The organism is Streptococcus pneumoniae, from assembly GCA_040719455.1.
GTDB classification, from domain to species: domain Bacteria; phylum Bacillota; class Bacilli; order Lactobacillales; family Streptococcaceae; genus Streptococcus; species Streptococcus pneumoniae_G.
The window spans coordinates 820,261-832,653 of sequence record JBFDTN010000001.1 but is presented as its reverse complement, the minus strand read 5'-3'; the positions used below and the strand labels follow the sequence as shown (position 1 = coordinate 832,653).

The 12,393-nt window shown below is 42.8% G+C and carries 16 protein-coding genes; 13 read left to right on the top strand and 3 right to left on the bottom strand.

Annotated features, from left to right (window positions below; genetic code table 11):
* Window positions 1-6 precede the first annotated feature (6 nt).
* The 3 genes from AB1I63_03955 to AB1I63_03945 are packed head-to-tail and all read left to right on the top strand — an operon-like array spanning window position 7 to window position 1,366.
* Window positions 7-747 (top strand): PHP domain-containing protein, encoded by a 741-nt coding sequence (locus tag AB1I63_03955; protein ID MEW4354043.1) that lies wholly within the window; start codon window positions 7-9, stop codon window positions 745-747.
* Window positions 744-1,013 (top strand): hypothetical protein, encoded by a 270-nt coding sequence (locus AB1I63_03950; protein MEW4354042.1) that lies wholly within the window; start codon window positions 744-746, stop codon window positions 1,011-1,013. The genes AB1I63_03955 and AB1I63_03950 overlap by 4 nt, the downstream gene beginning before the upstream one ends.
* Window positions 950-1,366, top strand: a complete 417-nt coding sequence (locus AB1I63_03945) for a hypothetical protein (protein MEW4354041.1) — start codon at window positions 950-952, stop codon at window positions 1,364-1,366. The genes AB1I63_03950 and AB1I63_03945 overlap by 64 nt, the downstream gene beginning before the upstream one ends.
* A gap of 102 nt (window positions 1,367-1,468) precedes the next feature.
* Here the strand turns inward: AB1I63_03945 and AB1I63_03940 are convergent, their stop codons facing one another.
* Window positions 1,469-2,332, bottom strand: coding sequence for an IS982 family transposase (locus AB1I63_03940; protein MEW4354040.1), 864 nt, complete (start codon window positions 2,330-2,332; stop codon window positions 1,469-1,471).
* A 425-nt stretch (window positions 2,333-2,757) separates the two neighbouring features.
* Window positions 2,758-3,882 (bottom strand): IS110 family transposase, encoded by a 1,125-nt coding sequence (locus tag AB1I63_03935; protein MEW4354039.1) that lies wholly within the window; start codon window positions 3,880-3,882, stop codon window positions 2,758-2,760.
* Window positions 3,883-4,013: 131 nt separating this feature from the next.
* Between AB1I63_03935 and AB1I63_03930 the strand changes: the two genes are divergently transcribed.
* From AB1I63_03930 to AB1I63_03910, 5 genes are all read left to right on the top strand, one after another.
* The gene (locus AB1I63_03930) at window positions 4,014-4,571 is read left to right on the top strand and encodes a chromate transporter (GenBank protein MEW4354038.1); all 558 of its coding nucleotides are present in this window, start codon (window positions 4,014-4,016) and stop codon (window positions 4,569-4,571) included.
* On the top strand, window positions 4,561-5,094 hold the full coding sequence (locus AB1I63_03925) for a chromate transporter (GenBank protein ID MEW4354037.1): 534 nt from the start codon (window positions 4,561-4,563) through the stop codon (window positions 5,092-5,094). The genes AB1I63_03930 and AB1I63_03925 overlap by 11 nt, the downstream gene beginning before the upstream one ends.
* 110 nt (window positions 5,095-5,204) lie before the next feature.
* Window positions 5,205-5,657, top strand: a complete 453-nt coding sequence (locus AB1I63_03920; protein MEW4354036.1) for a MarR family transcriptional regulator — start codon at window positions 5,205-5,207, stop codon at window positions 5,655-5,657.
* A 22-nt stretch (window positions 5,658-5,679) separates the two neighbouring features.
* The gene (locus tag AB1I63_03915; protein MEW4354035.1) at window positions 5,680-6,189 is read left to right on the top strand and encodes a DinB family protein; all 510 of its coding nucleotides are present in this window, start codon (window positions 5,680-5,682) and stop codon (window positions 6,187-6,189) included.
* An 8-nt stretch (window positions 6,190-6,197) separates the two neighbouring features.
* On the top strand, window positions 6,198-7,532 hold the full coding sequence (locus AB1I63_03910; GenBank protein ID MEW4354034.1) for a replication-associated recombination protein A: 1,335 nt from the start codon (window positions 6,198-6,200) through the stop codon (window positions 7,530-7,532).
* 83 nt (window positions 7,533-7,615) lie between these two features.
* Here AB1I63_03910 and AB1I63_03905 read toward each other — a convergent pair whose 3' ends face one another.
* Window positions 7,616-7,786 (bottom strand): DUF3042 family protein, encoded by a 171-nt coding sequence (locus tag AB1I63_03905; GenBank protein MEW4354033.1) that lies wholly within the window; start codon window positions 7,784-7,786, stop codon window positions 7,616-7,618.
* Window positions 7,787-7,869: 83 nt separating this feature from the next.
* Here AB1I63_03905 and miaA point away from each other — a divergent pair, with 83 nt between their 5' ends.
* The 5 genes from miaA (at window position 7,870) to AB1I63_03880 (ending at window position 12,389) form a co-directional block, all read left to right on the top strand.
* Window positions 7,870-8,760: a tRNA (adenosine(37)-N6)-dimethylallyltransferase MiaA gene (gene miaA, locus AB1I63_03900; GenBank protein ID MEW4354032.1), complete on the top strand. Its 891-nt coding sequence runs from the start codon at window positions 7,870-7,872 to the stop codon at window positions 8,758-8,760.
* A gap of 82 nt (window positions 8,761-8,842) precedes the next feature.
* A complete protein-coding gene (gene hflX / locus AB1I63_03895; GenBank protein ID MEW4354031.1) occupies window positions 8,843-10,081 on the top strand; it encodes a GTPase HflX in 1,239 nt (412 codons plus the stop codon).
* Window positions 10,074-10,697 carry a cystathionine beta-lyase gene (locus AB1I63_03890; protein MEW4354030.1) on the top strand — a complete coding sequence of 208 codons (624 nt, stop codon included), beginning with the start codon at window positions 10,074-10,076 and terminating at the stop codon, window positions 10,695-10,697. The genes hflX and AB1I63_03890 overlap by 8 nt, the downstream gene beginning before the upstream one ends.
* 10 nt (window positions 10,698-10,707) lie before the next feature.
* Entirely contained in the window at window positions 10,708-11,637 is a 930-nt protein-coding gene (gene rnz / locus AB1I63_03885) for a ribonuclease Z (GenBank protein MEW4354029.1), read from the top strand.
* Window positions 11,634-12,389: an SDR family oxidoreductase gene (locus tag AB1I63_03880; protein MEW4354028.1), complete on the top strand. Its 756-nt coding sequence runs from the start codon at window positions 11,634-11,636 to the stop codon at window positions 12,387-12,389. Before rnz ends, AB1I63_03880 begins: the two co-directional genes overlap by 4 nt.
* Window positions 12,390-12,393: the final 4 nt, after the last annotated feature.

Sequence of the window (12,393 nt, the reverse complement as noted above, 5' to 3'; positions counted from 1 at the left end):
GTTTTTATGCGAGATAATCATGTTCATACTTATTTTTCCTATGATTGTGAGGCGGATTTTGAGGATTATGTGACCGCTTATGCGGATGAGATTGTGACCACTGAGCATTTTGACTTGAGCAATCCCTATATGGGTGGTCCTCGTGATGATGTACCTGATTATGAGGCTTATGTGGCAAAGCTTGAAAAATTAAATGCCCGCTATGGCAATCGTATCAAGCGAGGGATTGAGATTGGATACTATGCTCCGCGCTTAGCAGATACGCTGGCTTTTTTAGAGGGAAAAGACTATGATATGAAGCTTTTATCTGTCCATCATAATGGAAAGTTTGATTATTTGGAAGAAGCTGTGTTTGACCTAGATAGGAAGCAACATATTTGCGATTACATCCGTAGCATGCAAGAAGCGGTGCAAGCTATTCCAGCGCATGTCCTTGCCCACTTTGACTACGGCTTTCGGAAGTTACAGGTCAGTGTGGAGGAGTTACAAGCAGTGGAGCCAGAACTTCGCAAACTCTTTCATCTCATGATGGAGAAAAATCTAGCTTTTGAACTCAATACCAAGTCCATGTATCTCTATGGTAATGAAGCCCTGTATCGCTATGTCTTGTCTCTTTTGTCCGAGATGGGGTGCAGGCGCTATTCGATTGGTTCAGATGGGCATACTTTGGCGCATTTTCGCTTGGGATTTGATAAGGTAGAGCAGCTTTTAGCAGAATTTGCGATTAAAAAGGAGTGGTTGCTATGAAAATTATTTGCTTATCAGGATTTGGTCAAAGAAAAGAAGTCTGGGAGGAAGTCGCTAGGTTTCTTTCAGAAGATGAGATTCAAGTCGCCTTTTCCTATGATCAAACAGAAGGTCTCACTCCTTTTGAAACTATGGCTAACAATCTCTATCCATCACTCAAGGATATGAAAGAACCCTATATTTTGGTCTGCTTGCCTTATCCATGGCAGATCAGCCTTTGCCGAATTGCCAAGGATTGGTCCTCTCAGGGACTCCATACAAGCTAAAAGGCAATCGAGCTTATGCTCTTCAAGGTTTGATTTTTCGCTTGATTCCTGCCTTTATCTTTCAAAAATGGGGGATGAAAAAGCATGAAGTGCTAGACTTTCTCACAGATACAGGCAATCTTGATTTTTCAGACAAGCTAGGGAATATTCGCTTGCCTGTGATGGTTGTCTGTGGCAGTAAGGACAAGGCAAATTTATCTGCTGCAAGACGCTTAGCCAAAGAGCTTCCAAATAGTCGCTTGGAAATAGTAGCAGGTGGCGGTCATGAATTAAACCGAACGAACCCCAAAGAATTTGCGAGTTTATTAGAGGGAATGGTAGCATGGAGCAGGTCGCTTGATATAGTCATTTAGTTTTCATTTATTACATCGTTAACTCGTCTTGCTTAACTCCAGTTATGCCTGGGACTCATTGCCTCGTACTAAATCAAAACTAAACAACTGATACTCGTGGTGCTAGTTAATCTCGAAGTATCTCAGATTGTAAGCCAGTATAATTTGCTCCAGCCTTAACTGCAGACCTGCTACACCTCTAGTCAGTGTGTGTTCTATATCAAAAAGACCGCAAAGCTCTGAGAAGCGAGTCTCAATGGTTCGTCTCATAGCCATCAATTTCCAATGATTATGTTGTTTAGCTCCTGCCATATTTTGGCGTAAGGGAGTCCATAGATGATAGCCTTTTTGGGTCAAATGATCTTTAAGTTCCTTACTAAGATAGCCTAAATCTGCCAAAATATAAGGTTGTCGGCAATTTTCTAGTAAGTCATCAACTGCCCTAATATCATGGACTGATGCAGGTGTCACAACATAATTCAGAATATAGCCTGATAAAGTTACCAGCATGTGTACTTTGAATCCATAGAACCACAGATGTTTGGAAGCATTGTAGCCAATATCTGCTAAGTCGTTAAAAATACGTGTTCTATAGTTACGGATAGGTTGGCAAAGTGGCAAGGGAAAGCTATCTATAATAACAATGGAACCAGGTGAGATTTGAGTATTCATTGCTTGTCTAATGACTTGAACTAACCAAATCAACTGTCTTGCTCGTCTATTAAAACGGCTTCGTTCAAGAAGATGACCACAAGGAAATAAGTAACAGAGACGGTAGAAATGACGTTGTGACTTAATCCCTAGTTCAGCTTGCAAGAGAAGTAAGACTAATAGAGATTGATCTGAAACCTTAGATAGACTGACATTATGACGATGTTTGAAAGATTTAGGACAATAATCCCTATACAGTTGATGGCAAATTTTTGATAATTGCTTCAAATTCCATTGTAAGTGATGAGATTTAGCGGTATACTGTAAGTGGCTCATTTGGACTACCTCCTGTTTGTTTCGGCACTTACAGTATAGTCCTTTTGGGCTTTTTATTGTAGTTTGAAATTAACTAGCACCACGAGTAACTGATATATAAAGCCATTGGTCAAGTAAAATGTTTTCCTGTCTGTCCCTTATTCATTTGCTACTCTCTCACGTCACTATTGGGGCAGTTCCGGGCATTGGCCACTCTGATATTCGTGGATTGGTTACCTACAGGTCAATGGTTCTGCCGCGAGCTCTACTGTCTATAATCGTGGATCACTAAAGTGCCAACTTAGTTGTTTCGTAGATAGCTCAAACCTTTTTGTTCCCAATAGTGGCATGAAAGAGTAGTTTTCTATTCCAATCTAGCTTATCAAGTCATTGTCTCTCCCTCCTAGACATTCCGTAAAAAGTGCGCACAAAACCACCTATCTATTCTAAGCTATATTCTCAGTCATCATCCCCCATATAAAGCAGGCAAGTTCTCGGGCAAGAGCAATCTTGGAGACAGGACTCTTTTTCTCCCTGCTTAAAACCATGTGCTTATAGCGACGTCGGAGACGTTCGTTCCCCTTATCCGCATAAGCGATTATCTCTGGTAGATTCCCTGCTTGTCGAGTCTTTAGAGCCTTGGATTTATACCCAACAGTTCCTCGGGATAGACTCTGGACAGATTCCACCAGTAACCGTCTGACATGGCTATTTCCAGCTTTTGTAATTCCAAGATAGGTTTGTTTATCTCCACTAGAATCCTCGCCAGGGACTAAACCAAGATACGAGGCAAACTGAGGTGCTGTTTTGAAACGCTTAAAATCTCCAATTTCGGAAACTAAGGCTAAAGCTGTACGAGTTCTAACCCCAATAAAACAAGAGAGTTTTTTGACCTTATCTTGATAGTTCTCACTTTGTGCTATCTCCTCTATTCGTTTGTCCAACCGTTCTAATTTATTCACTAGATAGTCAAACGTGATGAGATATTCAGACAGAATCTCTTTATAAAGTCCTTTTAACTCTAGTCCTTTCAACCATGCAATATGTTTCTGAGTCCAATGACTTTTACCTAGAGTAAAGCGATAGTCGTGTCGTAGGCAGAAAGCAAGAATCTGTTGTTTAATTTTCTTAAGAGCCAAGTTGTGATCATCTCGCATCCGAATGAATTCTTTGACTTGCTCATCTTCCTCAGTTGGCACATGAACAGGTTGATAGCTTTTGAAAGCGAGACATTTAGCTAGATGTTCGGCATCCTTTTTATCTGTTTTGACTCGTTTTTTAGTGGAGGGTTGTAGAATTGTAGTGGGTGCCATTACAATGCAAGTGATTCCCTTTGCTTCTAACTGTCGCTTCAAGGTGAATCCTAGACACCCCGCTTCATATCCGCAGACAAACTTTGTATTCTCACCGTAACAGTCTGCTAGGGAGTTGAGATAGCTTATAACCTCCTTAGCCTCAGCCGCTGTTTTTTGATAGTGGGAGAGACTGTCTGTCTCTAAATGATAGCACGCTAGAGAAAAACTGGTCTTGTGAACGTCCATTCCGATGTAAAAAGTGGTATAATCTTTCATAGAAGCCTCCGTTTGTGTGTGGTAATCCCTGTGCTGAGATGAACTGTGTTTTATTATCTCTATCATACAGGTAAATCCGCGATGTGACAAATGGGGGCTTTATATATTGTCTATACTTAGAAAGGAAATGTATGCTTTGGAAATTATTTAAAACAACCTTTATGATTAGTGCTTTTACCTTTGGAGGAGGCTATGTCATTGTGCCTTTGATGAAAACATCATTTGTTGATAAATTGGGCTGGATTGAAGAAGAGGAGATGCTGGACTTGATTGCACTAGCGCAGACGTCACCAGGCGCTATTGCGGTCAATAGCTCGATTGCCATCGGTTATCGTATGGCGGGCGTAATCGGCGCTTTGGTTGCTATGTTTGCTACGGTCTTACCTCCGATGGTGATTCTCATGGGCATGTATGTCCTTTATGATGCCGTAAAGAGCAATCCCTTGGTAGCTAGTCTTTTAAAGGGCATGCAGGTCGGTGTTTGCGCCATTATCCTTGATGTCGTTGTTGATTTGGTGGTAGGCTTGGGCAAGCAAAAAGGCTTGACACATTGGGTGACCTTTTTAGGAGCGCTACTTCTAACAGTGATGTTCAAGGTCAATTTGCTCCTTGTGATTTTCAGCATGACCTTGCTAGGACTCATCTTAGGCTTTATTGAGAGAAAATGGAGGAGAGAGAATGCTCATTGAATTATTCTTGACCTTTGTAAAAATCGGACTTCTCAGCATTGGCGGTGGTTATGCCTCCCTCCCTTATATTCAAAGCTTGATTGTGGAGGAAAAAGGCTGGCTGGATTCTACGACTTATGGAGATTTACTGACCATTTCGCAGATGACACCAGGACCTCTAGCCATCAATTCAGCTAGCTTTGTCGGTATGAAAGTGGCAGGACCAGTCGGTGCGATTGTCGCAACTATGGGTAATGTCTTACCGTCTCTGATAATCGTGCTGTTATTTTCGATGATTTACTACCGCTATAAAAATTTAAACGGTGTTCAGTTGGTTATGAAAGCTATTCGCCCTGTCGTTGTTGCCCTCATTGCCTCCGTTGCTTTTAGCTTGGTAGCCATGTTAGGCGGAGATGAGAAAGCGATTTACCAGTTTATTCTATTGATTCTCGCTTTTGCTCTTGTTCGAAGCAAGAAAGTAAACACGATTTGGGTGATTTTCGGAACAGGATTGGTCAATCTTGTGCTAAGTTTATTTATATAAGAAAGATGACTTCCTACCTATGTAGTAGGAAGTTTTTTCTTGCTAAAAATGTTTTTATATAGTAAGATATAAAGAGAGTTTGTTTTTATGTAAAACAAAAAGGAGTTCTAATGAAATCAAAAAAAGGAGGGTATTTGACCCTCAAAATTCGTCTTTTAAATGGCAGGCTGTTTAACAGGTATTTGTCAACGGACGAGCGGGCGCTCTACAATGCTGAGCAGGGCAAAATCTTGTCGGCTTTGTGGGATAAAAGTCCTCAGTCCGCAACGGATTTGTCCAAAGTGACGGGCCTAGCAAATAGCAGTTTATCTCTCATGCTAAAGCGCTTGGAAGAGCAGGGCTTGTTGACGAGTACAGCTTCAAGCAAGGACAGACGTAAGCGGATTTTTGATTTGACCCCGCTTGGTGCCAGTCAGCAGACTGTCGGAGAAGAAATCAGTCAGCGACTGAGCGATGTCTTTTACCAAGGCTTTTCAGAGCAGGAGATTGCAGAAGTGGAAGGCTATTTGGAACGGATTTTGGAGAATTTGGAGCAGGAAGCACGGCAAGTATTGAAACGCTAATACCCTATAAAAGGAGAAAAAGATGCAGACAAAAGAGTTGATGATTGACATATTGGAGCGTGCGAAAGAGCGCTTTTTGGAAACCTTAAGCATGATGACAGTAGAAGAGGCAAATACTATGCCTAATCCTTTACTGAAATCTGTCACTTGGCTCATCTGGCATACGGCAAGAACAGTGGATTTCCAGATGGCTGATTTGGCAGGTGTAGAGCCCTTGTATCGCAGCAAGAACTGGGAAGAACGGTTTGCTTTGGATCTTCCAAGCGATACCAAGGACTGGATTCATACAGCAGAAGAAGCGCAAAAGGTGCAGGTATCAGACAAAGACTTGCTCATCGGCTATTTGCAGGAGGCGATAGACTTTGGAAAGAGCTATTTGCTCGATTTGGAAGAGTCTGCCTTGGATGATATTGTGGATGAGTCTTGGGAACCTGCGGTGACGCGGGGTGTGCGCTTGGTATCAACGGTCGATGATGCAGTCATGCACTCAGGTCAAGCTGTTTACACCAGACGTTTGGTGCTTGGACGATAGGAGAGGATATGGAGCAGACGAGTTTATTTGAGGAGGAGTGGAGCCAGAATGCCCCGCTAGCCAGTCGCGTCCGCCCGAGGACCTTGAATGATTTTGTTGGTCAGGGCCACTTGGTTGGTGAGGGCAAGTTTCTGCGGGAGATGATTGACAAGGACCAGATTTCCTCCATGATTTTCTGGGGACCGCCAGGGGTTGGCAAGACCACCTTGGCAGAAATTATCGCCAAAACCACCCAGTCTCGCTTTGTTACTTTTAGTGCCGTCATGAATGGGATTAAGGAAATTCGTGCCATTATGAATGAAGCGGAGGAGCACCGTCAGCTAGGTGAGCGGACCATTGTCTTTATCGATGAGATTCACCGCTTTAACAAGGCCCAACAAGATGCTTTTTTGCCCTATGTGGAAAAAGGGAGTATTATCTTGATCGGGGCAACGACTGAAAATCCTTCTTTTGAAGTTAATTCAGCCCTGCTATCTCGGACGCGGGTCTTTGTCTTGAAGCAGTTGAGTTCAGACGAATTGCTGACGCTGCTCAAAGGCATTGTCCATTCTTCCCTAGCCTTTCCTGACTGGGAAGTTGAGATTGAAGATAGCATTCTGAAGCAGATTGCCATTTATTCTAATGGAGATGCAAGAACGGCCCTCAATACCCTAGAGATGTTGGTCATTAACAGCGAAGTCAAGGGAAAGAAAGTCGTGGTAACGGAGGATTTGGTGGCGGCTCTCTTGGATAAAAAGACCGCCTATTATGACAAGGACGGTGAAGAGCATTACAATATCATCTCAGCTCTCCACAAATCCATGCGCAACAGCGATGTCGATTCGGCCATTTACTGGCTCGGGCGCATGATTGATGGCGGTGAAGATCCTGTCTATATCGCTCGGCGCCTGATTCGCTTTGCTAGTGAAGATATTGGCTTAGCAGACAACGGTGCGCTGAACTTGGCGATTAATGTCTTTCAGGCCTGTCGCTATATCGGTCTGCCAGAGTGCGATGTCCATTTGACCCAGTGCGTCATTTATTTGTCGCTCGCACCCAAGTCGAATGCGACTTACAAGGCTCGAACAGCTGTACAAAAAGATATTAAAAAGACCATTGACGAGTCAGTGCCCCTTCATTTGCGCAATGCGACGACCAAGCTGATGAAGGAAGTCGGCTACGGCAAGGGCTACCAGTTGGCTCATTTTTACGAAGAAAAATTGACCACCATGCCGACCAGACCAGAAAGTATCGCAGACCATGTCTATTACCAACCGACAGAAGAAGGCAATGAAGCTAGAATCAAACAGCGACTCAATTACATCAAAGAGTGGAAGGAAAAGAATGATACGGATTTTCGATGATTTGTGATTAGAGAGGTTGTTTTCAGTAAGGAGCAGCAAAAAAGTAGAGGCAAAACCTCTACTTTTTCTACTGTCATCCAATCTTAGTGTGAGACGCGGCGGCGTGCTGCTTTTTTACGATTTTCTTCGATGAAGGCAGCTTTTTGCTCTTCTGGCTCAATCACTTTCTTTTTAATCGCGTAAACTGCACCTGCGACAGCCGCAACAGTTCCTGCAACACCTGTTAACAAACCTTTTGCAAAATTTTTAGCCATGAGTTTCCTCCTTTTTAAGAACTTCATTTTTTTGTGTTATAATATATACTAACGAAAAAATAAAATTTTTTCAAGGAAAAACGATGAAAACCAAAATAATTGTAATTGTAGGACCAACAGCGGTTGGAAAAACGGCTCTGAGTTTGGAGTTGGCAGAGCGCTTTGCAGGCGAAATTATCAGTGGCGATAGCCAGCAGGTCTATCGTGGGCTAGATATTGGGACAGCCAAGGTCTCTAAGGAAGAAATGGCGCGTGTGCCTCACCATTTGATTGATGTGCGTGCAGTTGATGAGGGCTATTCAGCCTATGAGTTTGTGGCAGAGGCACGCCTTGCTATTGAAGAGATTAGAGAGCGCGGGAAACTCCCCATCATTGCGGGTGGGACAGGGCTCTATCTGCAAAGTCTGCTAGAAGGCTATCATCTAGGTGGAAAGGTATCTCATGAAGAGATTCTAGCCTATCGCAAGGAATTAGAAATATTATCCGATGAAGCTTTGTTTGAAGCAGTCTCAAAAAAAGGTCTTGTTATTCCTCAGATCAATCGCAGACGCGCGATTCGGCAACTTGAAATTGCTCATTTTGGGAAAGAGCTGGAAAATCGAGAGCCAGATTATGATGTGTTGATCATTGGCTTAAATGATGAGCGAGAGCGTCTATATGAGCGGATTAACCAGCGAGTAGATGAGATGATGGAGCAGGGGCTTTTAGAAGAGGCCAAATGGCTCTATGAACATTATCCTGATGTGCAGGCAACAAAAGGTATTGGCTATAAGGAGCTATTTCCCTATTTTCAAGGAGAATTATCGCTTGATAGAGCCGTGGATATGCTCAAGCAAAATACGCGACGTTTCGCAAAGCGCCAGTTGACTTGGTTTCGCAACCGCATGCAGGTAGCTTTTTACCAAATTTCAGAGCCTACCTACAAAGAGGATATTATCCAAGTAGTGGAGCAATTTTTAGAGAAAGATTCATGAGACGGCAACAGCTCATGTAGGAATAAATGCCAACTGATAGAGAAATAGAACGATTTCCGAAAGAGAGTCTGGAGGTGAGTAGATGATAGAAACAAAAGAACAAGAAGAACGTGTGCTATTAGTAGGCGTAGAGCTAAAAGATAGTGATCATTTTGATATGTCCATGGAGGAGTTAAAAAGCCTAGCCAAGACAGCAGGGGCACATGTTGTGGACACTTATAGGCAAAAGCGAGAAAAGTACGATAGCAAGACCTTCATCGGATCTGGCAAGTTAGAAGAAATCAAGCTGATGGTGGACGCCGATGAGATTTCTACGGTGATTGTCAATAACCGTCTGACACCAAGGCAAAATGCGAATTTAGAAGAGCATTTGGGTGTCAAAGTGATTGACCGTATGCAGTTGATTTTGGATATTTTTGCCATGCGGGCAAGGAGCCACGAGGGCAAATTACAGGTACATTTGGCACAGTTGAAATACCTATTACCAAGACTTGTCGGGCAAGGAATCATGCTTAGCCGTCAGGCAGGAGGGATTGGTTCACGTGGTCCTGGTGAAAGTCAGCTAGAGTTAAATCGACGGAGCATTCGCAATCAAATTGCCGATATTGAGCGTCAACTAAAGGTTGTGGAGAAAAATCGCGCCACTGTGCGTGAAAAGAGACTAGAATCAAGCCTGTTTAAGATTGGATTGATTGGCTACACCAATGCTGGAAAGTCAACGGTGATGAATGCTCTTACCTCAAAAAGCCAGTACGAGGCGGATGAGCTTTTTGCGACTTTAGATGCAACGACCAAGATGATTCATCTGACAGGGAGAATGGAAGTGACCCTGACTGACACAGTTGGATTTATCCAAGATTTGCCGACGGAGTTGGTCAGCAGCTTTAAGTCAACGCTTGAAGAGAGTAAGAACGTGGATTTGCTGATTCATGTGATTGATGCCAGCGACCCTCATCATGAAGAGCATGAGGAGACGGTTTTTTCCATTATGAAGGACTTGGATATGCTCGATATTCCACGTTTGACTCTCTATAATAAAGAAGATAAGGCAGAACATTTCACCCCTACCCAGACTCCTTATCACTTGATTTCTGCCAAGGCGGACAATAGCAGAGTTGTGTTGCAGGATTTGATTGTAGGAAAGATAAAAGAGCTTTTTCATCCATTTCGGATTCAAGTGGGATTTGAAAAATCCTATAAAGTCCATGAGCTAGAGAAGATTGCCTTGATTGAAAAACGTGAATATAAGGACGATAAAGAAGAAATTTGCGGCTATATCGCTGAAAAAAATAAATGGAAATTAGAGGAGTTTTATGACTGATTATTTAAAGCTAGCCTTGACCTACGGCGGTTTTACCAGTTTAGATAAGGTTTATTTGACCAATCGCCTAGAAAAACTAGATGAATCAGAAAAACTAAGCTTTGTCACACCGCCTCCATCGGTCATCAATGCTTATTTTGCAGAAATCTACCAAAAAAAGACGCCGCTTGAAGCGACTGACTATTTTTTAGAGGTAACAGAGGCTTTTTACCTGTGGAATAAAGAGCCGAGCTTTAACGAAGAAAAGCCTTTTATTCGCTTAAATTTATCAGGAAAATCCTATGGTTTCTGTTATGAAACGGCAGATTTGGCGCGTGTTTTTCCGGAAAGATACTCAGAAATCACGCCTGATTTGTGTTTTGAGATTGCACAGATTTTTCCAGATTTTCTGGTCTATGAAGAGGAAGATAAGATTTATCTCGTGCTAGCGAATCCAGAGGAAGAAATCGTGGAAACAAAGGCCTTGACAGCTCTGACAGATGTCTATTTCTTAGCGGATGGCTCTAAAAAATTAGTCGGCTATAACCAAGAGGAATTGTTGGCGTTAGCAGCAGATGATGCCGGTAAGGTTTATTATCGCTCGCAAAATCGCTCTGCTATGCTATACATAAAATAGAAGGGAAATCATGGAAGTACAATTTTTAGGAACGGGGGCTGGGCAGCCCTCCAAAGCACGAAATGTCTCAAGTCTTGTCCTCAAGCTTCTTGAGGAAATCAATCAAGTGTGGATGTTTGACTGTGGCGAAGGAACCCAGCAACGGATTTTAGAAACGACGATAAAACCTCGGAAAATTACCAAGATTTTCATTACCCACTTGCATGGAGATCACATTTTTGGCTTGCCTGGATTTTTATCAAGTCGTGCATTTCAGGCAAATGAAGAGCAGACAGATATCGATATTTACGGACCTGTGGGGATTAAACAGTATGTCCTAACGAGTCTCAAAGTCTCTGGAAGTCGATTGCCATATCGGATTATTTTCCATGAATTTGACGAGCATAGTTTGGGAAAAATCCTTGAAACGGATAAATTTACGGTGTACGCTGATAAGCTTGATCATACGATTTTCTGTGTTGGCTATCGTGTGATTCAAAAGGATTTGGAAGGAACTTTAGACGCGGATGCTTTGCGGGCAGCTGGTGTGCCTTTTGGTCCCTTGTTTGGCAAAATTAAAAATGGTGAAAATGTTATCCTTGAAGATGGGACAGAGATTATCGCAAGTGACTATATCTCCGCTCCTCGTCCTGGTAAGGTCATCACGATTTTGGGAGATACGAGAAAGACAGATAGCAGTGTCCGCTTGGCAGTGGCTGCTGATCTTGTCATTCACGAATCGACCTATGGCAAGGGGGATGAAAAAATGGCGCGAAGCCATGGACATTCGACCAACATGCAGGCGGCAGAAGTGGCAAAGGAGGCAGGAGCTAAGCGACTCTTGCTCAACCATATCAGTGCCCGCTTTTTATCGAAAGACATTAGCAAAATGCGCAAGGACGCTGCGACTATTTTTGAAAATGTTCATGTTGTCAAGGATTTAGAAGAAGTAGAAATATGAGAAGAATTGTCATAACAGGAGCAAGTGGTGGACTCGCTCAAGCAGTCGAGCAACTCTTGCCAGAAGATTACTTGATTTTAGTCGGGCGATCGATGGACAAGTTAGAGCAACTGTATGGAAATCATCCCAATCGAGAGTTGATTGAGTTAGATATTACGGATAGTGAGGCTCTTGAGCGTTTTACGGAAGAATGTCTCTTGAAGCACGGACCGATCGATATCTTGATTAATAATGCAGGCTATGGTTTGTTTGAGGATTTTGATCAGATTTCATCCCGCGATATTGAAGAGATGTTTCAGGTCAATACCTTTGCTACGATGAATCTGTCTCGGCTATTTGCCAAGCAGATGAAGGAAGTCAGAAAAGGGCAGATTATCAATATTGTGAGTATGGCAGGCTTGATTGCAAGTGGTAAGTCGACTCTGTATTCAGCGACCAAGTTTGCGGTGATTGGCTTTTCAAATGCCCTACGCTTGGAATTGCGCCCTTATCATGTCTTTGTAACTACTGTCAATCCAGGACCGATTCAAACAGCCTTTTTTGACCAAGCAGACCCAGAAGGGACCTATTTGCAGGCAGTCAAAGCCTATCTCCTTGAGCCTGAGTTTGTCGCTAAAAAAATCGTAGCTAGTTTTGGCACTAAAAAACGAGAAATCAATCTTCCTTGGCTCCTGAATCTAGCTTATAAATGCTACACCCTGTTTCCACGCTTGGGGGATTTTTTAGCCAGCAATCTGTTTAATTACAAGTGAGGAG